The following is a 24,394-nucleotide window of genomic DNA, read 5'->3' on the forward strand; positions in this document are numbered from 1 at the left end:
CCGTACCCAGCCGGCCTGCCCCGCGACGGCCATAGGCTCGCCCCAGCGAAGAGCCTGTCTGCGCCCATGACCGCCACCCCACCACCGGCGCCTGCGATGCCGCCCGCCACTTCGGCGGAGCCGATCCCCGTGGTGGTGGCCGGCGCCCTCGGCCGCATGGGCGCGGAGGTGATCAGGGCCGTGCTGGCCGCCCCCGATTGCGCCTTGGTGGGAGCCATCGACACCACCCCCGGGGCCGAGGGCGACGACGTGGGCGAGCGGCTGGGCCTGGGGCCGCTGGAGCTGGCGGTCACGGCCGATCTGGAAGGTTGCCTCTGCCAGGCCAGCCAGGCGGCCCGCCACCAGAGCGCCGGCGCCGTGCTGGTGGACTTCACCCATCCGAAGGTGGTGTACGAGCACACCCGCGCCGCCATCGCCTACGGGGTGCACCCGGTGATCGGCACCACGGGCCTCTCCCCCACGCAGCTGGAGGATCTGGCCAGTTTTGCCGCCAAGGCGGGCGTCGGCGGTGCCGTGATCCCCAACTTCTCGGTGGGCATGGTGCTGCTGCAGCAGGCCGCCGCGGCCGCCGCCCGCTTCTACGACTTCGCCGAACTCACCGAACTGCACCACAACCGCAAGGCCGATGCCCCCAGCGGCACCTGCATCAAGACCGCCGAGCTGATCGAGGAGCTGGGGAAATCCTTCAATGCCGCCCAGGTGGAGGAGACCGAAACCCTGGCGGGCTGCCGCGGCGGCCGGCGCGAGAGCGGCCTGCGGCTCCATTCGGTGCGCCTGCCCGGTCTGGTGGCCCACCAGGAGGTGATGTTCGGCGCGGCGGGCGAAACCTATACCCTTCGCCACGACACGATCGACCGCTCCGCCTACATGCCCGGCGTGCTGCTCACTGTGCGCCGGGTGCGGCAGCTGCAGGGGCTCGTCTACGGCCTCGAACGTCTGCTCTGAGGCCATGCTGGTTCCCGTCAAGCCCGCTGAGCTCCAGAAACTGATCCCGGCGGTGGCCAGCGGTCCGCAGTTCAACGCCTGCAGCGGCAACCCCCGCAAGATCCTGCAGCGGGTGCTGATCGCCGTGATCGGTGGGGTGATCTCGCTGCTGATCGCCCAGAGCCAGTTCTCCTACCGCTTCGGGCCGGTGTGGCTGGTGGCGGGCTTCGTGTTCCTGCTCTATGTGCTCTGGGGCCCGATCCTGGAGGCGGGGCGCAAGAACAGCGTGCTGCGCCGCTACCCGGCAGGGGCGATCTTCGAAGGGGTGGTGGCCGATCTGTTCACCCGCGAGCTGGTGGAGGAACGGAAGGAGCAGGCCGATGCCCGCGGACGGCTGGAGCTGGTGGAGAACCGTCGCACCTGGCTGTGCCTGGAGCTGGAAGACGACGACGGTTACCTGGGCCAGATCCGCTTCCCGATGGAAAAGAAGCACAAGGTGATCCGCCGGGGCATGGTGATCCGTTGCCTGGCCCTGAGCGAGCGGCCCGATTTCGTGCGCATCGGCGCCCTCACCGACGCCTGGTTGCCGCAGCTGAAGCTCTGGGTCGGCGAGTACCCCTATCTGCTGCGCCCAGCCTTCGAGGAGCTCTGCCTGCGGCGCCTGCGCTGAAGCCCGCCGCCAGCCAGCGCCGTGGCCGCGCAGACACCGGGTCGCCTCCACCGGGGTGCTTGGACTGGGGAGGGCATGCGCCTGAGCATTCGCGACATCCGTTTACGTTGCGCAATATTCTGTTACATTGATCCCATCACCACCGAGGAGCCCCATGGCCCAGGCCACCACCACCGCCCCCGTCTCCGCCACTGAGCGCGCCACCATTCGCGGCGCCACCGTCACCACCGAAGACGGCGGCCGCCTCAATGCCTTCGCCACCGAGCCCCGCATGGAAGTGGTGAGCGCCGAGAGCGGCTGGGGCTTCCATGAGCGCGCCGAGAAGCTCAACGGCCGTATGGCCATGCTCGGCTTCATCGCCCTGCTCGCCACTGAGTTCGCCCTCGGCGGTGAGGCCTTCACCCGCGGCCTGCTCGGCATCGGCTGATCGCCCGCCTGCACGGGCCGGTGGGGATCACCGGCCACGCCCCCTCAACCAGCCGCAGCAGAATTCTGCTGCGGCTTTTTTCATGGGCGATTCCCTGGACCGGCATTCCGACCATCTGACCAGCGAGCTGCAGGCCCGGGTCCGCGGCGCCGGTCCCACCGGCGCCCTGGCCGCCCTGGCCTTGGCCGAGGCCGGCTGGCTGGTGGAGCTGGAGGATCCGCTCACCGCCAGCCAGCTGCTGGCCCGCAACCGCGCCTACGCGCTCACCCATTCCAGCCGCCGACTGCTGGAGCGCCTGCAGCTGTGGGAGGAGCTCGCTCCGGCGCTGGCGCCGTTCCGAGCCCTTGAACTCCACGACCTCGAGCTGGGCCTACAGGTGCCCTTCACCGCCCGCGATCTCGGCCGCCGGGCAGCGTCACCCTCCACCGCCCCGGCGTCCACAGGTTCAGTCTCCAGCGGCGACGCCGTGGGCTGGGTGGTGCGCCACACGCCCCTGATGGAGCTGCTGCTGAGGCGGCTGGAGGGTGATGGGCGCGTGCAGCTGGCGCTCGGCAGCCCCGGCAGCCAGACACCGGTGGATCTGCTGGTGGCGGCCGAGGGCGCCGCCTCCTCCACCCGTCAGGGCCTGGGTCTGGCCCACTGGCGCCTTCCTTACAGCCAGTCGTGTCTGAGCGTGCAGGTGCGCCTGCGCGGCTCCGCCAGCGATCAGGCCTGGGAGCTGTTCCGCGCCGAGGGCCCCTTCGCCGTGCTGCCCCTGGGCGGCGATCGCTTTCAGCTGGTGTGGAGCGGCCCGGCCCAGCGCATGCGGCGGCTGGAGAGCCTCGACCCCGTGGCCTTTCTCGACCGGCTGGCCGGCGCCCTGCCCGATGGCCTGCAGGCCGACGCTCTCCTGGACGCGCCGCGGGCATTCCCCGCCGCCCTGGAGCTGAGCGGGGGCTTTCACCGGGGCAACACCGTGCTGGTGGGCGAGACCATGCACCGCTGCCACCCGGTGGGGGGGCAGGGCCTCAACCTCTGCTGGCGAGATGTGGCCGTGCTGCACAAACTGGCGGCCCGCACCGCCCGGGGCAGGCTGCGCCTCAGCCGGCTGCCGGCGGCCTACGGCCGTCGCCGTTGGCCCGATGTGCTGCTCACCCTGCTGGCCACCGACGCCCTGGTGCGGCTGTTCTCGAACCGGCAGTGGCCACAGCGCAGCGTGCGCCAGCTCGGCCTGGGTCTGCTGGGCCGGCTGCCGCTGCTGCGGCGCCTCAGTCTCCGGACCATGACCCTCGGTCCTTGCCAGCTACTGGCGCGCTGGTCAGAGTGATGGCGAACTCCAGCCGGTGCTTCCCTTCCGGGCCATGGTGAAGAGCACCTCCCCCCAACCGGTGCCATCGTCCGCGCTGGTGCGTTACCTGCGCCGGGAGCTGGGTCTGAGCGAAAACGCCCTGGCCCTGGGTGTCAAGCAGGCCCAGCTGGAGCAGGCGCCGCTGCCGGTGATTCTCTGGCGGTTCGGGTTGATCAGCCTGGAGCAGCTCGATCAGGTGCTCGGCTGGCAGGACAGCCAGGATTAAGGACGGTTCAGACCTGCCGCCGTCCCTCAGCTGTAAATGATCAGCGACTCCACCGGATGTCCACCGGGCAGCCGCCGGCGGCCCTCCAGGCCGGCCAGCTCGGCCACGAACCCGAAGCCGCAGAGCGCCCCACCGGCCTCCTCCACCAACTGAGCGCAGGCGGCGGCGGTGCCACCGGTGGCGAGCAGGTCATCGACGATCAGCACACGAGCGCCATCGGCGAGGGCATCGTGCTGGATCTCCAGGCGATCGGTGCCGTACTCCAGCGCATAATCCACGCCACGAACCTGCCCGGGCAATTTGCCGGGTTTGCGCACCGGCACGAAGCCCAGCTCCACCACGGTGGCCAGGGCAGTGCCCACGATGAAGCCGCGGGATTCGATCCCCACGATCAGTTCGGGCTGCAACCGCTCGCACACCTCACTCAGCTGGCGCATCACCTCCTGCCAGCCGAGCGGATCACGCATCAACGGGGTGAGATCCCGGAACAGGATGCCGGGCTTGGGGAAGTCAGGAATGTCTCGCACCAGCTGGCGCAGATCGGGCGGCTGTGCCCTTTCGAGCGAAGGAGATAGGGCGGCCATGGCGGGGGCGGATGACGGATCGGCTCAGGCGCTGGCATCATCGCAGCCATGGCCGATGCAACCCTGACTGAATCCCGATCCCCCAGCCGGCTCAACCGGCGCGGACTGGAACGGCTGGATCTGATGCTGTTGAGCGTGGAAGCCCTCGATCTCAACGGGGGGGAAGCGATGGTGTTCATGGCCCGCCAGCTGGGCTTCGGCGACCTCTTCCCCAACCGGGTGGAGCTGTGGAAACGGCGTTGCTACAACCCACTGCGCCTGGCCTGCCGCCGGGGCGAACTGAGCGAAACCGAAACCGACGCGCTGATCTCGGTGCTGTGCGCCCTCGCCGAGCGCATCTATCCCATGCTCCGCCAGCTGCTGTCATCGTCTGAGCCGGATGTGGTGAGCGTCCAGCGCTGGGAATTGTTCCGCCAGCGCCTCGAGGAGCTGGTGCGGGAACGGCTGAACCCCCGCCGCGGGGGGGTTCAGAAGCTCCTTGACCCCGCGGAGGGTGCCCGTCGCCGTCTTCAGCTCGTGCAGAGTCTGGCCCTCGGCGCCGGCGCGGGGGGATTTGACCGTCTCAAGGCCAGCCTTATGGATGCCGCGGCATGAAACAGAGTTATCGCTACGAGCAGACAAGCTGCCGCCTGCGCCTTGATGGCCTTCCGGATCTGTCCGCCTCCCAGGACGGCGATGCGATCGGCATCCTGACGGGCTGGGAACTCGACCTGATCGGGCGGCCGTCGCTGGAGGGAAAACGCAACCACCTTGAGGCCCTGCTGAGCGTGGTGTTGCCCTATGCCCGCCACCTGGTGAGCGGGGTGCCGCGCCGCTTCGGTGGTGAAGGTTCACCGGTGCAGATCGAGCCCCTCGGCTCTGGCGAACAGAGCCGGCACCGCCTGCGGCTGTTCAGCAGCCAGCCGGACACGCCTCCCCTCGAACTCGACTTCGACGACGCCGAGCTGGCAGATCTCGTGCGCTGCCTCGACCAGTTGCGGCTCGATCCACGTGTGCAGCTCGGCTTCACAATTCCCACCGAGCTGCCGCTGCAGCGCCGCGAAATCCTCGAGCGGGTACCGCTGCGGCGACGGTTGCTCTCCCCGGCGGCAGGGTTGGCAGCGCTGGTGATCACCTCCTCGCTCAGCCTGCTGGTGCCGCTGCCCAAGCCTGTCGCCCCGGGAGGAGAGACCCGACCGGCCGCCACCAGTGCACCGACGACCCCACCGGCCCAAACCGCCCCCTGAACCAGCACCGAGCGTTGCGATCCCAACACCTGGCCCCCAGAACACCCATTACTCTTTCAATGTGTGATCAACGGCACATGGGGAGACGGCTAGGTCCCATGGCCGGAACTGGCACACTCCGCCGGCGGGATCCCATCCGTTGAAGGAAAGAACCAAGCCTTGAACACTGCCCGATGACAAAGAGCTGGTCGGAATTGCGGCGCCGCGTGATTCGCCTCGGAGCCTCCTTGGATGTGGTGGTGCGCAGCGATCCTGAAGTGTGCGGCCTCAGCGGCAAGGACTTCCACCTGTCGCTTCACCACGGCGGCCAGGGCGACTGCACCGTGGAAGGGCTCAGCCTGGTGGATTGTCCGAACGAACTGGTGTTGATTGAGTTCGAGCGCTGGATGCGAGGCGCTGGGTACTCCTTCGACACCTGAGCCTGTGGCGATGAACCGCAAACCCGATCCCGGGTTCACCCCCAAGACGGTTCGCAAGGTGTTTCGCAAGCGACGCACCCGTTCAACCTTGCGCGAGTGCCTGCTCGCCTTGCTCAACGCGACTATCGGGCTGGGGTTGCTGGTGGCGCTGCTGCAACTTCCCTCTCGGCTGGATTCGCTCCTGCTGGTGAGCAAGGTCATCAGTGCCGTGCTCGCTGGCCTCGGCCAGATCGGGCTGGGCCTGCTGCAGTTGCTCGCCGGGCTGGCCCAGCTGCTGGGCCTGCTGGTGGTGGTGGCGCTGGCCGTCGGTGCCCTGTGGTTGATGGGCAACGGAGTGTTCCGGCTGGTGCGCCTGCTGGTTCCGGGTGTGGGCAACAGCCTGCGGCTACCGCCGGGCATGGGCCGGGCCATGGCCAAGCTCACCACGATCCGTCCGCCCACGCGACCGCCGCACTAACCCGCAAACCGCCTTCATATCCTGCCGGCGTCAATGTCCTGGGGACAGTGAACGGCGCAACCACCACAGCTCCTCCAACGAAACGCTGCGATCGCGGTTGCGATCCGCTTCGGTGAACTGCCGCCACAGCCATGGGAACCCCGCCGCCTCAGCAGGACTGAGCTGGCCGTCGCGGTTGGTGTCGGCGCGCCGAAAGGTGTCCTGCAAGCGGTTGCCGAGGAAGTGACGCTGGTTCGGGGCCAAGTCCGAGGGCAGTAAGTACCCCCGCCGGCCCTGATCAAGCCGATTGAAATTGATTTCCAGAAACGGATGTCCCCTCACTTCGGCCGGGGTCAGGCGGCCATCGCCATCCCGATCCAGCCGCTGAAACCAGGCTTCCAGCTTCTGTTGATACCTCAGCAGTTGCAAGGTCTCCTGGCACTGCACCGCAGCGGGGCTGACCACCAGGCACCACAAGGCAAGCAGGGAAAGCAGGCGCACCATGGGCCACTGCGCCGCAGGGTTGCATCGCGCCAGAACAACGGCGCGCTGGGGGCGGGATCGAGGGCCTGGCCGTGGCATGCGAGCACCTTATGGAGAAGGTGGCGTCATGGGGTGACCGCGAGCCAGCTGATTCTGAGCAAGCCATGACCGGATCCGACCGTTCCCGGCTTGGGTCATCTTTGAACATGTCCCTCGCCCGTGTCCTCAGGCTTGCTCTGGTCATTCCTCCATACAGTCGGTGCAGAACGGGACTTCTCCCAGCCATGAGCCGAGCCCACACCATCTGGGTGGTGGATGACGACCCCGAACTTCGCCAGCTGCTCAGCAGCTATCTCACCGATCAGGGTTACGAGGTGCGCTGCCTCAACGATGGCCGCCAGCTGATCGCGCGCCTCGAATTCCAGCGCCCCGATCTGGTGGTGCTCGATCTGATGCTGCCGGGCGAGGACGGGCTCACCCTGCTGCGCCGTCTGCGCGACAACCAGGACGACCTGCCGGTGGTGATGCTCACGGCCAAGGGCGAGGCCGTGGACCGGATCATCGGCCTTGAACAGGGAGCCGATGATTACCTCGCCAAGCCGTTCCTGCCGCGGGAGCTCACCGCCCGGATCGAGGCGGTGCTGCGGCGCCGCGGCAACCTGCCGGCCGGCACTCCGGTGGCCGGCGGTGAGCTGGTGGAATTCGGCGACAACGTGCTGGATCTTTCGGCGCGAACGCTTGAACGGGAAGGCAAGAGCATCACGATCACCAGCGGGGAATTCAGCCTGCTGGCCGCTTTCGTGCAGCATCCCCACCGCCCACTGTCGCGTGAACGCCTGATCGAACTGGCCCGCGGTCCAGACAGCGACACCGACAGCCGCAGCATGGACGTGCAGGTGTCACGTGTTCGCCGCCTGATCGAACCTGATGCCAGCCGCCCTCGCTACCTTCAGACGGTGTGGGGCTACGGCTACGTGTTCGTGCCGGATGGGGCCCCGCGGGGCCGCTGAGTCATGGCGGCCTCCCTGCGTTCGGCGGCGCTGCTCTGGCGCCTGGGGGGCTTCTTTCTCGGCGGCTGGGGGCTCAGTCTGCTGCTGCTGCAGATGTTGCTCGGCTCCACCCTCGGCCGCTCCCAGATCGACCAGATGGGTCCGCAGGTGGCCCTGAATCTGCGCCTTTCGGAGCTGGCACTGGAGCGTTTTCCACCGTCCACGGTTTCCCAGCTCAGCGGCCTGCAGCTCGGGGTGGGGCAACCACCCCGGCCGCGGCGTCGGCCTTGGTGGCAGGGCCAGGCCAGCGATGCCCTGCTCGACCGCCAGGCCGCCCAACTGCAGCTCGAACTCTGCCGCCGCCTGCCACGCTGTCCGGTGGTGGTACCCACCGAGGGCGAGAACCGCGGGGTGTGGATCGAGCTGGCCTCACCGCTGGAGCCGGTGTGGCTCTATGCCGCTATCCGTCCCCAGCTCGGTTGGCCGCCCGATCCGCAGCTGGTCACACTCTCGCTGGTGAGCGGCAGCATCATGGCGGGCGCCTTGTTTCTGCTGCTCGAAGTGCAGCGGCCTCTGCGGCAGCTAGAGCGGGCGCTCGGCCGCGTCGGCCTGGAAACGCAACCGGATCGTCTCTCCCAGCGGGGAGCGCCGGAGGTGCGGCGGCTGGCAGGGCACTTCAACGCCATGCTCGAACGGCTGGACAACAGCGAACGCGACCGGGCCACGATGCTGGCCGGCATTGCCCACGATCTAAAGAGTCCGCTCACCCGCCTGCGGCTGCGCCTGTCGCTGGGCAAGGGACCGGATCTGGTCAGCAGCGAGCGGGCCAAAGCGGAGGCGGATCTCGACGATCTCGAGCGGATCACTGGCCAGTTCCTGCTGTTCGCTGGCGGCGGCGGCAGCGAGCTGGCCGTGGAGGTGCCGCTCGAAGAGCTGCTGGCGGAACTGGCGGCGCGCTACGACGGTCGCCCGCTCGAGCTCGACCTGACCCCCGTGCAGGCCTGGGTGCAACCGATCGCCCTGGGCCGGGCCGTCGCCAATCTGATCGACAACGCCCTCAGCTACGGGGAGCCGCCGGTGCGGCTCCGGCTGCGCCCTTTGCCTCGGCAGGGTTTCGAGATGGAGGTCTGGGATCAGGGGAAGGGCATCGCCGAAAGCCAGCGCTCCCAGGCCCTCCTACCGTTCCAACGGCTCGATCAGGCCCGCGGCGGCCACGGGCACTGCGGCCTGGGCCTGGCGATCGCCCAGCGGGTCGCCCGCGCCCATGGCGGCGACGTGTCGCTGGTCACCGGCGAGCCCACCGGTTTCTGTGTGCGCTTCACGGGGCATTCGCTGAACCCGCGTCAGGCGAGCTGATTCCAGGCCGTGACGGGGCGGTGATGATGGGCAGACCATCGACTGCTTGCCTCCGCACCGCTGTCCCCCTGCTGCCTTCCCCATGTCCCCACCCCGGTCGTCCGATCTCCCCGATGGCGAAGCCCCCGATGGCGATGACCAAAATGGCGATGCATGGGAAGACGATCTGCAGGAACGGGACGGGGCCGATCCCACTCCGGCGATTCCAGCCACCGCGCCGTTACTGGGGCCTGATGGAACGCTGCTTTACACCGGCAGCGATGGAATGCAGTACATCGTCTGCGGCGACCCCGATGCGGCGGAGCGCGCACGGCTTCTGGGTGCCTTCGAAGCGCTGCGGGCTGGAGCAGGTCCGCTGGAGGAACTGATCCAGGCCAGCCGGAGCTGGCGGGATGCCGCCTGTGGCCGCGGCCTCAGCCAGGAGCAGGCCACCGAGGTGTTGCTGGGCCGGTTGAGGCAGGCACTGGGCGATGGGGCTGATCCTGCCGACGAATCCACTTGAGCATCGACGTGAGCGGCCGGTCTGGACAGGACTGGCCGGGCTCTGGCCTGACTCCGCCTCAGCTCAGCCGGGCCAGCCAGAGCCCGGCCAGCTGCCACGACGACCAGAGGAACGCCAGCAGGAAGAGCCAGTTGAGCCAGGCCGGCCGGCGCTTGTTTTCCGGAATCATCTCCGCCGTCCCCACTGAGGCGATCATCGCAGGCGCTGTGAAGCCAGGGCCCATGCGGCAGGAGCGAGCTCAGGGCTCGGGGCAGGACACCAGCCGGTGAGGCAGCTCGCTGCCGGGACACAGCCCCCAGGTGCGCCCGGAATCGGCATGCAGCCAGCGCACCACGCGAGCACCACCTGTTGCACCTGGCGGTTTCGGCTCAACCTGTCCCGCCTCGATCAGCTTCTGCGCCGGCATCACCTGCTGCAAGATCGCCTGCTCTGGCAGCGTGATCACGCTGAGGTTCACGGCATCGCGGCGGTAGTCGTAGCGGCAGAAACCCAGGCCCGTGCCCGAGCAGTCACTCAGGCTGGCCAGGCTGTTGCCGGCCAGCTTGCGATCAAGCGCATCCGGCTGGCGCCCGGGGGCCGGGCGCCAGCCGAGCCTGCGCAGATGCCTGTCGGCGGCCAATACCGGCCAGCCCACCCGCAGCAGACCCGCGAACGCCGGCGGCGAGGGAACTGGGGGAGCCGAGCCAGTGAGCAGGGCAGCACCCAGCAGGCCTGCCAACCCCCCCGGCAGCAGAACGAACGCACAGGAGGAGCACCGGCGCGCGATCCCCTGGGACAGGGCGGGAAATGGAGGGGTGGATCTTCTGCGCATGCCGTGATGGCCACCCGAGCCGTTTTTTCCTTCCTGGGATTCCCTGGCTGGGGAGCCCTTCATCTGCACCTGCCCCACGCGGGCAACCCGGCCGCCGCTGCTCTGCGGTTGGAAACGGCAAGCCTCGACGGCGAAGCCGAACACCCAGGAGCAGGAGGCGGCGGCGGTGGGCTGCTCACGGGCTTTCTGCGTCGCTATGGGGAAGGAGAGCCCGTGCCCTCCCCTGATCACTGTCTTGGCTGCCTCTACCGCTATCGGATCGTGTTCCGGGCCTCAGGCCGCTGGCCCCTGCGGATCTCGATGTGGTCGCGCTCCGAGGATGAGTCCATTTGGAGCCGACATTGCGGCCCGATGCCCCTGGAGGACTTTGTCAATCGGTTTCATCCGGGAGAGCTCCAGCAGGAATCGGCCCCGGGCGCTTGGCCCGCCTGAGGTCGTGGAGGCCTTCGAGCTGGTTGTACACCGCCAGCAGTTGCAGGCGGATGTGATCGGTGTTCTCGAGTTTGGCGAGGCTGGCCAGAGCCAGCTCAATCTGGGCTTTGCTGTCGATCAGCAACCGGCACTCGTTCGTACCCGGTTCGTAGCTCATGGTGTCGTTCTCTGATCAGGGCTCATGCGGATCGCCATCGGCAGGGTCCCTGCGTTAGCGCTATGAGAGACACCCTATTCAAGGGTCTGGGCACTCCCCTGCTGTCAGATCGGTTGCCATTTCCACAGCTGTTCGTCCGCTGGTCACACCCGGTCACGGGTCCAGGTCCGGGGATTCATTGACGCCCGGATCAGTCACACCACCAGCGTCCATGAGCTGGCCATCTTCGGCAGCAGCAGGCACCAGCACCAGGAACAGCCACCACCACGCCAGTACGGCGGCCACCACCGGTGCGGAGATCCACCAACGAGGCAGCAGCACAAGGCTGGCCGCGCCTATAGCAAGGCCGGTGCCGACGATCGACCAAGGCTGGCACCACCAGGGCTTGTGGCTCCAGAACTGGGCAGATGGGGTCATCAGAAAGCCCAAGAGACATGTTTCTCCATTCTGACGGAGGCCACCGATCACATTCTCAGGGAATGGTCATAGGCACGCGCTCACGGGCAGAGGCGCTTCGGGGGACAGGGCGAACAACAAGCCCTGTTGACGGCATACAAGCCTTCCTGAGGAGGCAAGCGAGCGCACAAAATCAGCCGGCAGAAGAGGCCCAGTAACGATCCATACGAAACTTGGCAGGCGCATCAATCATTAAGCATGTATATTAAGTTTGGAGCCATTTCCTTCCGGAAAACACTTTTTGCCGGCCCGCCAACCACATCCCACGATCCCGGCCTTTGCCATACTCCTCTGGGGGGCCATCTTTGGCACCCTAATCAATGTTCCAATTACGATTGGCATTCATATCTTTTTTGGCTCGATCTTTGCCGTTCTTGCACTCCTCATCTGGCAGCAGTGGTGGGGATTGGCGATCGGCGGGCTCGCAGCACTTGTTACCTGGGCCACATGGGGGCATCCGTGGGGAACAATTATTTATGTTCTTGAAATCACCTGGCTATCGGTTGCCACAAACAGGGAGTCCAAGGCCCAGGAACGCGTTATCAACGATCGCATCATCCTTCACGATCTGACGTTTTGGCTTCTTGCTGGCATCCCACTTACATTCGTTTTCTATCACCTATTCCTGGGAGTTGATCTTACCCCTACTACCCTTATCGCTCTCAAACAGGCCGTCAATGGGGTCCTCAATACCTTGATGGCCGTGTTGCTGGTCCTGGTTTATCGGCTGTGGATCCGACCAAGGCCGGATCAGAGCGTTTCCATACGAACGGCAATATTCGCCTTTGGCCTTCTCTCCTTGCTCACGCCTTCACTGATCACATGGGGGCTGTCTGCGAATCAACTCGTCAAAGTCTCGCAACGCGATGAACTGAACAACTTGGTCAACATTGCTCATGCCTCCCGATCCCTTCCCGATTCCTTTTTGAAAGACAAAGGATCAGATTTTTGGATTGGCAGAGAGCGTGTTGCAATTGAAAGAGAACGCAAAGTCACCACCCAATACAGCCAGACCAAAGTCAGCAGAGTCAATTCAAACCCAGCTCTTTTCCACATCCTGGATCACCAGTACGTGAATGGCAGCGCAAAATTCATCACTCAGAATGGACTCACGATCTTGATCCCTCAAGACGGCGATGTTCCCCTCATGAAGCTACTGAATAGCTACTGGGAAACAAAAGTTCAAATGCTAAATGAGGATTCCCAAGGGACTTCTCCCCTTGCCTCCAATGAGGTGATCACACGCGTTGTCTCTCCAGCGGCCCCACTCATCAGGAAGCTACAGAGGGAATCCTTGCATACTTTTGGCCTTCTTGGCTTGTTGTTGCTTGTAGGGGTCTTGATCACCGAACAGCTTGCAAGGATGTTTGAGAATGAAATACAGAAGCTATTGAAGCCATTGACATCCGAGCCACGGGCCGAACTCTCAGGAGAATCGAGCATGCTGATGCCAACCTTGGCTGTAACCGCAATCAGCGAATTCGCCACAATGATCAATCTGATCAACATGCGAATTCAACGAATCAATCAGCTTACGCTTGAGCTCGCTCGCTCTCGCGATCAGATGGCCGAGCTGAGCATGACAGATGCGCTCACTGGCTGCAGAAATCGGCGTGATTTTCATTTGCGTTTAGGAGAGGAAGTGGCCAGAGCCAAGCGAAGTCAGCATCCCTTGACGGGGATTCTTCTTGATATCGATCACTTCAAGGAGATTAACGATCGCTTCGGACACCCCTTTGGAGACAAAGCACTTCAGGCCGTAGCCCATGCGGTCAGCACAGGCATACGGGCGACTGACTATTGTTTTCGCTATGGAGGCGAGGAGTTTGTGATCCTGTTGATTGACTGCCCTCAGGACCGAGCTCTGGTGATCGCTGAATCTTTACGGTTCAAAGTGCAGGAGCTAAGGATCTCTAGCGGAGATGTTGCCACCTCGGTGAGCATGAGTCTCGGAGTCGCTTCGCTGCACCTTGAGGAAGACGACGCGGATACCTTCCTGGCTCGCATGGACAAAGCGCTTTACACGGCAAAACGCAGCGGACGCAACAGTGTCGTGGTGGCCCCGGCTTATGAGCACTAAGACCAATCCGGCTGGCTGCGCCGACGGAGAAATAACTCGGTAGCTTTCCGCAGGCCTCAGGAATGGAACAGCAGCACCAGGCCCTTGCGGAGCTGGTGAAACTCACGCTCCTCCCGGCTCAGATCCAGACCCACCAGCAGGCCTTCCTTCAGTGCCACCTCAAAGGGAGGTACAGCTGGCGGTTGACCCGCACGCCAAAGCGCGGCGATGCCTACAGCCGTGGCATGCCACTGGAAGCAGTCGGTCTCGCCGATCGAGGGTTCCTCGAGGGCGTCTTCAAGCAGATCGCGAATCGGCATGGCGACCATGGACTGGGTTCAGCATCCAGACCAGCGGCAGGGATGGCAATCCACTGAGAGCTTTCGTGACCTCGCAGGCCATCGGAGCGCCTACCGTGCCGCCATGCCCAGGGTGCCCGACCAGATCGCCCTCGTTCACGAGTGGTTCACCCCCCGGTCCGTGGGCGGCTCGGAGCTGGTGGTCCAGGAAATGGACGCCCTGCTGCATCCCCACCTGTTCGCGCTTGTGGACGGGGAAAGCCGCCGGTCCCAGAGCTGGCTGCACAGGCGCACGATCCGCACCTCCTTCATCCAGCAACTGCCCTGGGGGGTCAGTCACGTGCAGCAGTATCTGCCCCTGCTGCCCCTGGCGATCGAACAGCTCGACCTGCGGGGCTATCCGCTGGTGCTGAGCAGCTCCCATCTGGTGGCCAAGGGCGTGCTCACCGACCCCGAACAGCTGCACGTCAGTTACGTGCACACCCCGGTGCGCTACGCCTGGGACCAGATGCACGCCTACCTGTCGCGCTCCGCCATCGCCCGCAGTCCGCTGGGGCCGCTGCTGCGCTGGCAGCTGCACCAACTGCGTCAGTGGGACGTGGTCAGTGCCGGTCGCGTCGATCGGATCCTCGCCAACTCCCGCTTCACCGCACGCCGCATCCGGCGCTACTGGGGCCGCCGTAGTGCGGTGCTGCACCCACCGGTGGCGGTCGATCGCTTCGATTGCCATCTGCCCCGCGACGACTTCTATCTCTCCGTCTGCCGGTTGGTGCCCTACAAGCGGGTGGACCTGATGGTGGAGGCCTTCAACCGCACCGGTCTGCCGTTGTGGCTGGTGGGTGACGGGCCGGAACGGCAGCGCCTGGAGCAGCTGGCGGGTCCGAGCGTGCGTTTCCTCGGGCGCTGTTCGGAGGAGGAGGTGAACGGCCTGATGGGTCGCTGCCGAGCATTTCTGCATGCCGGCCTGGAGGATTTCGGCATCGCGCCGGTGGAGGCCATGGCGGCGGGAGCGCCTGTGATCGGTCTGGGGCAGGGGGGCCTGCTCGACAGTGTCCGTTGCCTCAACAGCGGCAGCGCGCACCCCACCGGCCTGTTGTTCGACGCGCCCACCAGCTCCAGCCTCGTGGCAGCCCTGGAGCAGTTCGAACAGCAACGCCTCTGGTCCCGGTTCCCGCCCGAGCGGCAACGGGCATGGGCCGAGACCTTCGCCCCCGAGCGCTTCCGGGAGCGGCTGCTGGGCTTACTGGAGCGCTACTGGCAGCAGCACGGGGTCCGCCTGAATCAGGGCCGTCAGCCCCTTCCATGGCCCCAGGGCTGAGCCACGGCTCCAGGGGAACGCACACTCTGAGTTGAGGCTGCCGGAGCCGAGCGGCTTGCCAGAGCGCGCAAAGGTAAGCAACGCTCAGAGTTGAACGGAGCCCCATGGTGAGCAGGGCGCTGCGTCGTGCGGCAGTTTGCGTCCAGAACTGTGGACCTCAAGGGTGCTGAGAGGCCCTGGCTGTGCCTCTGGTCTGAGTGACCTTGCTGGCTTGTGGGAGAACAAAACGATTTTTAGAGTTTCAACACCAAGGGGCGAGATGGTGAACGCCAGCAGCAACCCCTACAGACCCGCCACCCTGCCACCGTTCCTGTCCGCATCAGCGACCCCTTCCACCCTTTCCCACTCCGCCGCCCTGTCCGCCACTTCCTCCGCCATCACCCCGCTGCCAGGCAGGAGATCCGCACTCACCGCCGTGCCGACTTCCCGCGATCGGCCCACCGCGGCGCAATTGATCGAAGCCCAGAGCACCACATCCCGGGTGGTCAAGCGGACCGGTGACATCGTCTTTTCGCTGGCGGTGCTAGGGCTCGGTAGTCCGTTGTTCCTGATGTTGGCAGCCCTAGTAAAGGTGAGTTCGCCTGGACCAGTGTTCTACGTGCAGCGGCGCATCGGACGGGGCTTCCGCGATTTCGGTTGCATCAAATTCCGCACCATGCGTAAAGATGCTGACCTCATGCTTCAGGCGTTGCTCGAGCAATCCCCTGAACTCAAACGCGAATACGGCAAGGATTTCAAACTCAAGGCCGATCCCAGGATCACACCGATTGGCCGCTTTCTGCGTCGCTCCAGCCTTGATGAGCTGCCCCAATTCCTCAATGTGCTTCGAGGTGAGATGAGCGTGGTGGGTCCCCGGCCGATCGTCAGGGACGAGCTCAGGCGCTACGGGCGCCGCATGAATGAGGTGCTGGCAGTAAGGCCCGGGATTACCGGCCTCTGGCAGGTGTCGGGGCGCAACAATCTCCGCTACGCCGAACGGGTGCGGATGGATGTGGCCTATGCCCGCCACCGCAGCTTGCGCGCCGATCTTTCGATCATTCTGCGCACTGTGGGGGTGGTCCTCTTCCCGAGAGACCGCGGCGCATACTGAGCAACGCAGACTGGTTAGCGTCCGGCAAACCGAGTTTTCCGAGCGCAGCCAGCCGCGTCTGACGGCATTGGAAGCCCGTCAGTCGCAGGCAGCCAGAGTCAAGCCGCGCGTGACAACCAGGAGTCAACGCGGTCTCAGGGCCGCGATGAGCACCAGCAGCGGTAACGCCACGAGCAGCCACAGCAGCTCCAGTTGCCGGGACAGCCGCAACAGGCGCTCCACCCCTGCCTGGTCTGCTGCCGGCCAGCCCGCCCCGAGCACCGGTTTGTCGATCCGCACACCGCCGTAGTGATTGGCGCCGCCAAGGCGCAGGTGGGCGGCGGCAGCGAAGGCCGCCTGTGACACGCCCGCATTCGGCGACGGGTCAGGGCCGCCCTCCCGCAAGGCCAGCCGCAGCTGGGCCACGGCCTGCGAACGGCCGGCCTGCAACAGCGGGAGGGTGAGTGCCACCAGGCGGCAGGGCAACCAGGTGAGCAGGTCGTCGAGCCGGGCGCCGGCGGTGCCCAGCCAGCGCAGCCGCCCACGCCGGTACCCCAGCATCGAATCCAGCGTGCTGCTGGCCTTGAAGGCCCAGCCGAGCGCCAGCGGCCCGGGCACAGGGGGCACACCGTGGGCCAGGGTGTGCCCAGTCACGATCAGACCGTCTGCGGAGACCATCAGGCCCGCTGCGGGCGGCATCAATCCAGCCGTCAGCCAGAGGCCGGCGCCCACAAGCAGCCAGAAGAGCGGGGCAAACAGCCCGTCCACGCTGTTTTCGGCGGCGGTTTCTGCGGCTGCCCGCAGGATGCCGGCCTCGTCCAGCTGGTCGACGTCACGGCCCACGATCCACGCCAGGCGACCCCTGGCCTCCGCCAGTGCCTCGGGAGAGGGCGGGGCCTCGGCCGGATGCCGCTCCAGCGGCGCCACCGCCGCCCGCACCGCCTGCTCCAGGCTTGCTCCCGCCAGGCAGCTGGTCAGGCCCAGCCAGAGCAGCGGCAGACCCAGCGCCGGCTGACGCCAGGCCAGCGCCTCCAGCAGCCAACCGGCGCCAGCACTGCCGCCCACCAAGAGCACGGTGATGCAGGCACCGGCCAGGCGAAGCCGCCCAGGCCGATCGCCGGCCCAGGCTTCGGCGCTCCGGCGCAAGACGCTGATCCACCAACCCATCACCTGCACCGGATGCAGCCAGCCGGCGGGATCGCCGAGCCAGCGGTCAAGGCCGCAGGCCGCTGCCACGGTCAGCCAGGCCAGCAGGGCAGCAGCTGCACCGCTGCTGCTCAAGCCAGTCCTCGGCGGCGGCCCGCCAGTGACAGGGGCACGGCGGCGGCGGCGAACGCCAGCACCTGCAGGGGCAGCGCCAGAGGCAGACCAAGCAACTGGGCGGTGCCGCCCATCAGCAGGCTGCCGGCCAGGGCTCCGACACCACTGGAGCGCGCCAGGATCTGCCACCGCAGCGGCTCGTCCGTGGCGGAGTCATCTGGATGAGTGTCCAGCGTGGCCACCAGCCGGGCATCGCTCAAAGCGGCCAGGCCCCCCATCGGCAGGAACAGCACCAGGGAGCCCCAGCCCGGCAGCCACTGGGTGGCCGCCAGCGTGAAGGCCAGCAGGAGGTAGGGAAGGCCCCGGGCCGGATGCAACCGCCACGGCCCGGCGAGCGCCGCTGCGGCAACGAGGGCAGGCGGGGACGGCAGGGAGCCAGCGGGTCCTGCGGCGGCCAGGAGGCGTCCCAGCCCGTAGGCGGTGAGCACCATGCCGAAATCGAAGCAGCTGCCCCCCCCGAGCTGACGCACCCAGAGGGGCAGCAAGCCGAACAGGCTGCCGAACAGAATCCCCTGCAGGCAGCAGCGCCAGTTCAAGGACACGCCGCCGCCAGGGTTGGCCCCAGCGGCCGCCTCCACTGCGGTGGAAGCGGCTACGGCGGAAGCTGTTAAGGCCGTAGAGGATCCTGCTGAGGCGAGATCTGGGCCTGAGCGAGGGGGGAGGTGGCGACGACCCGGGCGGCGCGAGAGCAGGGCAGCAGGCAGCAGCGGCAGCAGCAGCACGAGTGCCTGCGAGAACTGCAGCACCGCCTTGCCGATCGGAAACAGCAGGGCCGTGAGCAGGTGGCCCAGCAGGGCGCCGAGCTCGGAGCCGGAGCGCAGACGCCGCATTGAAATCCCCTGGACTCCCACGAGGAACCGCTGCAGCGGCAGCTGGCCGATCTGCAGGCCCAGTCCGAACAGCAGCACCGCCAGCAAGGCCAGCGCCAGGGGCAGGACAACACCGCCGCCGACCGCAGCAGAGGCTGCGCCAGTGGCTGAGGCAGTAGCCGTGGCAGGGTCGAGGTTCTGGCCGTGCAGCCCGATGGCCAGCAGCAGCAGGGTGGCGAGCAGTTGCAACAGGCTGCCCAGCAACGGCTGCTGCGGTAACGGCATCAGTGCCGCCGCCGTGGCCAGCACGGGCAGGAGGCTGTTGATCAGCGGCGAGGCCGTGAGGCCGCTCACCAGCCAGGCCGCGGACGCCAGGGTGAGGCTGGCGCTTGCCTGGGCACTTCCCCAGGCCAGGGAAAGCAGGCCGCGGCGCATGGCTGGCTGCTCAGGATCAGGCCACTTTGAGCCAGCTGAACATGGCGCGCAGCCCCTTGCCGACCTTCTCGATCGGATGGTGGGCATCGCGCTCGCGGGCGGCGGTCATGGCGGGCTTGCCCGCCTCACATTCGGCCACGAAATTGCGGGCGAAGGTGCCGTCCTGGATGTCGGCGAGGATGCGCTTCATCTCCGCTTTGGTGTCGTCGGTGATCAGGCGCGGACCGCTCACGTAATCGCCGTATTCGGCGGTATTGGAGATCGAATCGCGCATGGCGGTGAGACCGCCCTTCACCATCAGATCCACGATCAGCTTCACTTCGTGCAGGCACTCGAAATAGGCCAGCTCGGGCTGATAGCCGGCATCCACCAGGGTTTCGAAGCCTGCTTTCACCAGTTCGCTGAGGCCACCGCAGAGCACGGCCTGTTCGCCGAACAGGTCGGTTTCGGTTTCCTCCTTGAAGTTGGTTTCAAGGATGCCGGCGCGGGTGCCGCCGATCGCCTTGGCGTAGGCCATGGCCAGGGGCCGGGCCTGGCCGCTGGCGTCCTGCTCGATCGCGAACAGGGCGGGCACGCCTTGGCCGTTCTGGTATTCCCAGCGCACAGTGTGGCCGGGACCCTTGGGGGCGATCATCACCACGTCAACGTCCTTGGGAGGCACCACCAGGCCGAAGCGGATGTTGAAGCCGTGGGCGAAGCTGAGGATCTTGCCGGCGCTCAGATGGGGCGCGATTTCGGCGTCGTAGACCTTCTTCTGGGTTTCGTCGGGCAGGAGCACCATGATCCAGTCGGCCCGCTCGGCCGCCTCGGCCACGCTGAGCACTTCCAAGCCATCGGCTTTGGCCTTCTCGGCCGAGCGGCTGCCTTCATAAAGGCCCACCACCACATTCACCCCACTGTCCTTGAGGTTCAGGGCATGGGCGTGGCCCTGGGAGCCATAGCCGATGATGGCCACCGTTTTGCCGTCAAGCAGGCTCAGATCGGCGTCGGAGTCGTAGAAAAGCTGGGCCATCCGGCGAATCGGGCAGGGCAAACAGCGACTTTACGGTCGCGCCCCACCCGACCTCGGGCTCAGACCTCGCTGGGGTGGTCGATCACCCGATCGATCAGCCCGTAAGCCTTGGCCTCGGCGGCACTGAGGAAGTAGTCGCGGTCGGTGTCTTTGGCGATCTTCTCCAGGCTCTGGCCGGACATGTCCGCCAGACTCTGGTTGAGCATGTCCTTGATGCGCAGGATCTCGCGCGCCTCGATCTCGATGTCGCTGGCCTGGCGCTGGCTGGTGCCGCCAAGGGGCTGGTGGATCATGATCCGCGCGTGCGGCAGGGCGAGCCGTTTGCCCTTGGTGCCTGCCGCCAACAGGAAGGCGCCCATACTGGCCGCCAGACCCACGCAGATGGTGATCACCTCCGACTTCACATACTGGATGGTGTCGAAGATCGCCAGACCCGCCGTGACCGAGCCACCCGGCGAGTTGATGTAGAGGTAGATCGGTTTGCTGTTGTCGTCGGAATCGAGGTAGAGCATCTGCGCCACCAGGCTGTTGGCGATGCCGTCGTTCACCTCCGAGCCCAGAAAGAGAATGCGCTCCACGCCGAGCCGCGTGTAGATGTCCACCCAGCGCTCGTACTGGCTGCCGGGGAGACGGTAAGGAACGCTGGGGGTGCCGATGGGCATGGCGAGGGAGTGGTGAGGGTGCGGAAAACGTTGCGGGAACAGGAAGGCGGAAACAAGCAGGCAGGAGTGGCCGGCCCGCGCGGCATCAGACGGCGCCAGCCAGTGGCACCGGCACCTTCTGGGTGGTGAGGATGCGGTCGATCAGGCCGTATTCCAGAGCCTCGCGGGGGGTGAGGTAGGTCATGCGGTCGGAGTCCTTGCTGAGCTGCTCCACGCTGCGGCCGGTGGTTTCCGAAAGCATCTCCAGCATGGTGCGCTTGTTGGTGAGCACTTCCTGGGCGCGGATCTGGATGTCGCTGGCCTGGCCGCGGGCGCCGGAGCGGGGCTGGTGCAGCACGATCGACGCATGGGGCAGGGCCGCCCGGTGCCCCTTGGCCCCAGCCGAGAGGATCATCGCGGCGGTGCCCATCGCCTGGCCGATGCAGATCGTGTGCACCGGCGGCTTCACGTAGCGGATCGTGTCGCAGATAGCGAAGGCCTCGGTTTCAAAGCCGATCGCGTCACCGGAATACCAGCTGGTGCCGGTGGAATTGATATAGAAGAAGATCGGCTTCTCGGGATTATCGAACTCCAGATAAAGCATCTGGGCAATGATCAGCTCGGTCACGTCCACGCCCATCTGGCGCTTGGCGTCGTCGTCGGAGAAGAGGGGCAGGCCCAGGTAAACGATGCGTTCCTTGAGCAGCAGCGACGGCAGGTCGGGCGGCGGTGTGCGCATCACGGCGGAATCGCCGTAGTAGGGAGCCGACACCGACATCAGGGAACGCCCGGAAAACCTCTTGGGAGCCTAGCGGGGGCCTGCGGGCTGACGGACCTCGGCGGCAGGTCGGGGATCCTCATGGTCGCAGCGGGCGAACACCATGCGGCCGGTGGGCGTCTGCAGGGCGCCCGTGACAGTGACCGGCAGCCGCTGGCCGATGCGCTTGCGGGCAGCCTCCACCACCACCATGGTGCCGTCTTCCAGGTAACCCACGCCCTGATCGGCCTCCTTGCCTTCACGCACGATCTTGAGCTGCAGGGCATCGCCTGGTTGCACCTCAGGCCGCAGGGCCACCACCAGGGCACTGAGGTTCATCACCTTGAGCTCCTGCACCTGGGCCACCTTGGCCAGGTTGTAGTCGGCGGTGAGCAGGGTGCCGCCGGTGTCGGCGGTGAGCTTGAGCAGCTTCTCGTCGGCGCCGCTGCCCTCGTAGCGGGTGCTGTTCACTACCAGGCGGCGGCCGTAGGTTTCCCGCAGCGCCGCCAGCAGGTTGAGGCCGCGCCGGCCCTTGCCCCTTTTCTCGGCGTTGCCGGAATCGGCCAGTTGCTGCAGTTCGTCGATCACCGCCTGGGCCACGATCACCTGGCCCTCCAGCAATCCCGACTCCAGCAGCCCCCGGATGCGGCCGTCGATGATCACGCTGGTGTCGAGGATCTTGGCGGTGGCGGGCTGCAGCACCCCTTCGGCCACCAGCAACGCCTCGGCGCTGGAGGGGTTGAACAGGCGCAGCAGGGTGCGGCCGTGCACCTCGGCCAGGTTGTAGCCCAGCACGCCGAAGAACACGTTGCTGAGGATCGCCGCCAACGGCTTGACGAACACCACCTCCCAGGGAAGCGGCAGCAGCAGGATTGGCGCCAGCAGCAGGTTGGCCACCAGCAGCCCCAGGATCAAGCCCACCGCCCGGCTCACCAGCAGGTCGGTGGGCATGGTGCGCACCTGCCGCATCAGCCGGCGGCGCAGCAGCTGGAAGAAGAAGCCCGCCAACAGACCGAAGAAGGCACCGAAACCGCCCAGCACCCAGCGCAGGCCCTCCAGATTGGTGACCTGGATCAGCAGGTTTTCCGGCAGCAGATCCACCCCCAGCCAGCCGGTGGCGGCGCCGGAGATGAGAAACAGCAGCAGGATGAGCGGATCCACCATGGGTTCGGTTGTGGGGTCCCTCAGCTCAGGACCTGCAGCATGCCCGATTCCGGTCGCTTTGACCGGGCGTCGTAACCGACCATTTGGCGATGGACATCCCCACCACTGGTGAATCCCGGGGGCCGCGCAGCGCCTATGTGCATATCCCGTTCTGTCAGCGGCGCTGCTTCTACTGCGACTTCGCCGTGGTGCCGCTCGGTGATCGGGCCGATGGCGCCAGCTCCGGCTCAATCCAGGCCTACCTGAAGCTGCTGTTGAGCGAAATCGCCGCCAGCCCCGCCGGCCCGCCGCTCTCCACGGTGTATCTGGGGGGTGGCACACCTTCGCTGCTCACCCCTGGCCAGATCCGCACCGTGCTGGAGGCGTTGAAGCAGCGCTACGGCATCGCCGCCGGGGCCGAGATCACCCTGGAGATGGATCCCGCCAGTTTTGATCGCCCCCGGCTCGATGGTGTGCTGGCGGCGGGGGTGAACCGCGTCAGCCTGGGGGGCCAGAGCTTCGATGACGGGGTGCTGGAGCGGCTGGGGCGGCGCCACCGGCGCCAGGATCTTTTGGAAGCGGCCAGCTGGCTGCAGCAGGCGCGCCAGCACGGTGACCTGCGCAGCTGGAGCCTGGATCTGATTCAGGGCCTGCCGCAGCAGGACCTGGCCCACTGGCGCGGGCAACTGGAGCAGGCCCTTGCCCTGAGCCCGCCCCACCTCTCGATCTACGACCTGATCGTGGAGCCCGGCACCGTGTTCGCCAGGCGGCAACAGCAGGGCCAGCTGGAGCTGCCGGAGCCGGATCTGGGCGCCGACCTGATGGATCTCACCGGGGAGAGCCTGCGCGCGGCTGGCTACGGCCACTACGAGATCTCCAACTACGCCAGGCCTGGCCACGCTTCCCGCCATAACCGCGTGTACTGGAGCGGCGCGGGCTGGTGGGGCTTCGGCATGGGTGCCACCTCGGCGCCTTACGGCCTGCGGCTGGCCCGGCCCCGTACCCGCGCGGCCTATGCCGCCTGGTTGACAGAGGGGATGGAACAGCCCAAAGCCACAGAAACAGACCAGCCGGCAACTGAGCCCAGCGGTGGCGGCATGGCGTTCGATGAACTGATGATCGTGGGGCTGCGGCGGCGCGAGGGGGTGGCCATGGCCGAGCTGGCCCGCCGCCATGGCCTCAGCAACGCCGACCTCGAGGATCTGTTGGCCCAGCTCTCAGGCGCCCACTGCCGCGAACTGTTGCGGATCGAGGGGGGGCGCTGGCGGCTCAGCGATCCCGCCGGCCTCGCCCTCAGCAATGCGGTGCTGCGGGTGATGGTCGAATGGTGGGAGCAGCGGGCGTCCAGTCTTCCGTCCATTGGCGCAGGGCCTGCACCGCCAGCTGGCGCCCATCGATCAGTGGCGGACTGAACGGCGGCTGCCGGCTGGTCAGCCCGAGCAGATCGGCCGTGACCCGCACTTGGCCGTCGCAGTCGTCGCCGGCACCGATGCCGATCACAGGAATCGCGAGCTGGCTCCGCAGGCTGGAAGCCAGCGGGGCAGGCACATGCTCCAGCACCAGGGCGAAGCAGCCGGCCGCCTCCAGATCCCTGGCCTGGCGCCGCAACCGTTCCTGGCTGATCGGATCGTTCGCCTGGCGCCGGTAGCCCAGCTGGTGCACCGACTGGGGGGTGAGACCGAGGTGCCCCATCACCGGCACGCCACTGCGCACCAGCCGGTCCACCACCTGCACGGTTTCCGCCTCACCGCCTTCCAGCTTCACCGCCGCCGCCTCGGTTTCCTTCAGCACCCGGCCGGCGGCAGCCATGGCCAGATCACCGCCGCACTGATAACTGAGAAAGGGCAGATCACAGATCACCATGGGCCGCTCCGCCGCAGCGCCCTGTAAGCCGCGGCCCACCGCCTTGGTGTGGTGGATCATTTCCTCCAGCGTGACCGGCAAGGTGGTGGCGTGGCCGAGCACCACCATCGCCAGCGAATCGCCCACAAGCACCGCTTCCACGCCGGCGGCCTGCACCAGCGCCGCCGAGAGGGCATCCCAGGCAGTGAGCACCCGGATCGGCAGACCGGCCTGCTTGCGTTGGATCAGATCTGCAGGGCGCAGG

At 66.6% G+C, this 24,394-nt stretch carries 30 protein-coding genes; 16 read left to right on the top strand and 14 right to left on the bottom strand.

Annotation, left to right across the window (positions count from 1 at the left end; translation table 11 throughout):
- The first annotated feature begins 66 nt into the window (after positions 1 to 66).
- From dapB to KBY86_RS06030, 5 genes are all read left to right on the top strand, one after another.
- The gene (gene dapB / locus KBY86_RS06010; RefSeq protein WP_369802969.1) at positions 67 to 945 is read left to right on the top strand and encodes a 4-hydroxy-tetrahydrodipicolinate reductase; all 879 of its coding nucleotides are present in this window, start codon (positions 67 to 69) and stop codon (positions 943 to 945) included.
- Between the two features lie 4 nt (positions 946 to 949).
- On the top strand, positions 950 to 1,594 hold the full coding sequence (locus KBY86_RS06015; RefSeq protein WP_094510368.1) for a hypothetical protein: 645 nt from the start codon (positions 950 to 952) through the stop codon (positions 1,592 to 1,594).
- A gap of 154 nt (positions 1,595 to 1,748) precedes the next feature.
- The gene (locus KBY86_RS06020; RefSeq protein ID WP_094510367.1) at positions 1,749 to 2,021 is read left to right on the top strand and encodes a high light inducible protein; all 273 of its coding nucleotides are present in this window, start codon (positions 1,749 to 1,751) and stop codon (positions 2,019 to 2,021) included.
- An 82-nt stretch (positions 2,022 to 2,103) separates the two neighbouring features.
- A complete protein-coding gene (locus KBY86_RS06025; RefSeq protein WP_255140580.1) occupies positions 2,104 to 3,327 on the top strand; it encodes an FAD-dependent monooxygenase in 1,224 nt (407 codons plus the stop codon).
- 34 nt (positions 3,328 to 3,361) lie between these two features.
- A complete protein-coding gene (locus KBY86_RS06030; protein ID WP_094510365.1) occupies positions 3,362 to 3,574 on the top strand; it encodes a DUF2949 domain-containing protein in 213 nt (70 codons plus the stop codon).
- Between the two features lie 26 nt (positions 3,575 to 3,600).
- Here the strand turns inward: KBY86_RS06030 and KBY86_RS06035 are convergent, their stop codons facing one another.
- A complete protein-coding gene (locus KBY86_RS06035; RefSeq protein WP_255099730.1) occupies positions 3,601 to 4,158 on the bottom strand; it encodes an adenine phosphoribosyltransferase in 558 nt (185 codons plus the stop codon).
- A 48-nt stretch (positions 4,159 to 4,206) separates the two neighbouring features.
- Here KBY86_RS06035 and KBY86_RS06040 point away from each other — a divergent pair, with 48 nt between their 5' ends.
- The 4 genes from KBY86_RS06040 to KBY86_RS06055 all read left to right on the top strand — a co-directional run bounded on the left by KBY86_RS06040 (position 4,207) and on the right by KBY86_RS06055 (position 6,260).
- Positions 4,207 to 4,752 carry a DUF3038 domain-containing protein gene (locus tag KBY86_RS06040; protein WP_094510363.1) on the top strand — a complete coding sequence of 182 codons (546 nt, stop codon included), beginning with the start codon at positions 4,207 to 4,209 and terminating at the stop codon, positions 4,750 to 4,752.
- Complete coding sequence (locus KBY86_RS06045; protein WP_094510362.1) at positions 4,749 to 5,384, top strand: DUF4335 domain-containing protein; 636 nt, start codon at positions 4,749 to 4,751, stop codon at positions 5,382 to 5,384. Before KBY86_RS06040 ends, KBY86_RS06045 begins: the two co-directional genes overlap by 4 nt.
- A 173-nt stretch (positions 5,385 to 5,557) precedes the next feature.
- Positions 5,558 to 5,803: a hypothetical protein gene (locus KBY86_RS06050; protein WP_094510361.1), complete on the top strand. Its 246-nt coding sequence runs from the start codon at positions 5,558 to 5,560 to the stop codon at positions 5,801 to 5,803.
- Positions 5,804 to 5,813: 10 nt separating this feature from the next.
- Positions 5,814 to 6,260, top strand: coding sequence for a hypothetical protein (locus KBY86_RS06055; RefSeq protein WP_198948199.1), 447 nt, complete (start codon positions 5,814 to 5,816; stop codon positions 6,258 to 6,260).
- Positions 6,261 to 6,290: 30 nt separating this feature from the next.
- Here the strand turns inward: KBY86_RS06055 and KBY86_RS06060 are convergent, their stop codons facing one another.
- The gene (locus tag KBY86_RS06060; protein ID WP_158217396.1) at positions 6,291 to 6,743 is read right to left on the bottom strand and encodes an EF-hand domain-containing protein; all 453 of its coding nucleotides are present in this window, start codon (positions 6,741 to 6,743) and stop codon (positions 6,291 to 6,293) included.
- Positions 6,744 to 7,006: 263 nt separating this feature from the next.
- On the opposite strand from KBY86_RS06060, the gene KBY86_RS06065 reads away from it, so the two are divergent.
- The 3 genes from KBY86_RS06065 to KBY86_RS06075 all read left to right on the top strand — a co-directional run bounded on the left by KBY86_RS06065 (position 7,007) and on the right by KBY86_RS06075 (position 9,569).
- Positions 7,007 to 7,732 (top strand): response regulator, encoded by a 726-nt coding sequence (locus KBY86_RS06065; RefSeq protein WP_094510359.1) that lies wholly within the window; start codon positions 7,007 to 7,009, stop codon positions 7,730 to 7,732.
- Positions 7,733 to 7,735: 3 nt separating this feature from the next.
- Positions 7,736 to 9,067, top strand: a complete 1,332-nt coding sequence (locus KBY86_RS06070) for an ATP-binding protein (protein ID WP_094510358.1) — start codon at positions 7,736 to 7,738, stop codon at positions 9,065 to 9,067.
- 82 nt (positions 9,068 to 9,149) lie between these two features.
- Entirely contained in the window at positions 9,150 to 9,569 is a 420-nt protein-coding gene (locus KBY86_RS06075; RefSeq protein ID WP_094510357.1) for a hypothetical protein, read from the top strand.
- 58 nt (positions 9,570 to 9,627) lie between these two features.
- On the opposite strand, the gene KBY86_RS06080 is transcribed toward KBY86_RS06075, so the two are convergent.
- The 4 genes from KBY86_RS06080 to KBY86_RS06095 form a co-directional block, all read right to left on the bottom strand.
- Positions 9,628 to 9,765 carry a hypothetical protein gene (locus KBY86_RS06080; protein ID WP_158217395.1) on the bottom strand — a complete coding sequence of 46 codons (138 nt, stop codon included), beginning with the start codon at positions 9,763 to 9,765 and terminating at the stop codon, positions 9,628 to 9,630.
- Positions 9,766 to 9,807: 42 nt separating this feature from the next.
- Positions 9,808 to 10,287 (bottom strand): hypothetical protein, encoded by a 480-nt coding sequence (locus tag KBY86_RS06085; protein ID WP_255140581.1) that lies wholly within the window; start codon positions 10,285 to 10,287, stop codon positions 9,808 to 9,810.
- A 463-nt stretch (positions 10,288 to 10,750) separates the two neighbouring features.
- The gene (locus KBY86_RS06090; protein WP_094510356.1) at positions 10,751 to 10,969 is read right to left on the bottom strand and encodes a hypothetical protein; all 219 of its coding nucleotides are present in this window, start codon (positions 10,967 to 10,969) and stop codon (positions 10,751 to 10,753) included.
- A 153-nt stretch (positions 10,970 to 11,122) separates the two neighbouring features.
- Positions 11,123 to 11,386: a DUF6737 family protein gene (locus KBY86_RS06095; RefSeq protein ID WP_233132723.1), complete on the bottom strand. Its 264-nt coding sequence runs from the start codon at positions 11,384 to 11,386 to the stop codon at positions 11,123 to 11,125.
- Between the two features lie 250 nt (positions 11,387 to 11,636).
- Between KBY86_RS06095 and KBY86_RS06100 the strand changes: the two genes are divergently transcribed.
- Complete coding sequence (locus KBY86_RS06100; RefSeq protein ID WP_255140582.1) at positions 11,637 to 13,505, top strand: GGDEF domain-containing protein; 1,869 nt, start codon at positions 11,637 to 11,639, stop codon at positions 13,503 to 13,505.
- Positions 13,506 to 13,561: 56 nt separating this feature from the next.
- On the opposite strand, the gene KBY86_RS06105 is transcribed toward KBY86_RS06100, so the two are convergent.
- Entirely contained in the window at positions 13,562 to 13,804 is a 243-nt protein-coding gene (locus KBY86_RS06105; RefSeq protein WP_094510467.1) for a hypothetical protein, read from the bottom strand.
- Positions 13,805 to 13,907: 103 nt separating this feature from the next.
- Between KBY86_RS06105 and KBY86_RS06110 the strand changes: the two genes are divergently transcribed.
- Together KBY86_RS06110 and KBY86_RS06115 are read left to right on the top strand one after the other, a co-directional pair.
- Complete coding sequence (locus KBY86_RS06110; RefSeq protein ID WP_094510466.1) at positions 13,908 to 15,101, top strand: glycosyltransferase; 1,194 nt, start codon at positions 13,908 to 13,910, stop codon at positions 15,099 to 15,101.
- Positions 15,102 to 15,360: 259 nt separating this feature from the next.
- Complete coding sequence (locus KBY86_RS06115; RefSeq protein WP_255140583.1) at positions 15,361 to 16,191, top strand: sugar transferase; 831 nt, start codon at positions 15,361 to 15,363, stop codon at positions 16,189 to 16,191.
- 123 nt (positions 16,192 to 16,314) lie between these two features.
- On the opposite strand, the gene KBY86_RS06120 is transcribed toward KBY86_RS06115, so the two are convergent.
- The 6 genes from KBY86_RS06120 to KBY86_RS06145 all read right to left on the bottom strand — a co-directional run bounded on the left by KBY86_RS06120 (position 16,315) and on the right by KBY86_RS06145 (position 22,308).
- Positions 16,315 to 17,451: a CobD/CbiB family cobalamin biosynthesis protein gene (locus KBY86_RS06120; protein ID WP_255140584.1), complete on the bottom strand. Its 1,137-nt coding sequence runs from the start codon at positions 17,449 to 17,451 to the stop codon at positions 16,315 to 16,317.
- A complete protein-coding gene (locus tag KBY86_RS06125) occupies positions 17,448 to 18,734 on the bottom strand; it encodes a hypothetical protein (protein ID WP_255140585.1) in 1,287 nt (428 codons plus the stop codon). The genes KBY86_RS06120 and KBY86_RS06125 overlap by 4 nt, the downstream gene beginning before the upstream one ends.
- A 16-nt stretch (positions 18,735 to 18,750) precedes the next feature.
- A complete protein-coding gene (ilvC, locus tag KBY86_RS06130; protein WP_094510353.1) occupies positions 18,751 to 19,746 on the bottom strand; it encodes a ketol-acid reductoisomerase in 996 nt (331 codons plus the stop codon).
- Positions 19,747 to 19,805: 59 nt separating this feature from the next.
- Positions 19,806 to 20,408 (bottom strand): ATP-dependent Clp protease proteolytic subunit, encoded by a 603-nt coding sequence (locus KBY86_RS06135; protein ID WP_094510352.1) that lies wholly within the window; start codon positions 20,406 to 20,408, stop codon positions 19,806 to 19,808.
- A gap of 85 nt (positions 20,409 to 20,493) precedes the next feature.
- Positions 20,494 to 21,165, bottom strand: a complete 672-nt coding sequence (locus tag KBY86_RS06140) for an ATP-dependent Clp protease proteolytic subunit (RefSeq protein WP_094510351.1) — start codon at positions 21,163 to 21,165, stop codon at positions 20,494 to 20,496.
- 30 nt (positions 21,166 to 21,195) lie between these two features.
- Complete coding sequence (locus KBY86_RS06145; protein ID WP_094510350.1) at positions 21,196 to 22,308, bottom strand: PIN/TRAM domain-containing protein; 1,113 nt, start codon at positions 22,306 to 22,308, stop codon at positions 21,196 to 21,198.
- 89 nt (positions 22,309 to 22,397) lie between these two features.
- Between KBY86_RS06145 and hemW the strand changes: the two genes are divergently transcribed.
- A complete protein-coding gene (gene hemW / locus KBY86_RS06150) occupies positions 22,398 to 23,699 on the top strand; it encodes a radical SAM family heme chaperone HemW (RefSeq protein WP_255140586.1) in 1,302 nt (433 codons plus the stop codon).
- Here hemW and panB read toward each other — a convergent pair.
- Positions 23,581 to 24,393 (bottom strand): 3-methyl-2-oxobutanoate hydroxymethyltransferase, encoded by an 813-nt coding sequence (panB, locus tag KBY86_RS06155; protein WP_094510463.1) that lies wholly within the window; start codon positions 24,391 to 24,393, stop codon positions 23,581 to 23,583. The two genes, hemW and panB, sit on opposite strands and share 119 nt — an antisense overlap.
- Between the last annotated feature and the right edge of the window lies 1 nt (position 24,394).

The sequence above is a fragment of the Synechococcus sp. Lug-A genome (assembly GCF_024345655.1).
GTDB lineage: Bacteria > Cyanobacteriota > Cyanobacteriia > PCC-6307 > Cyanobiaceae > MW101C3.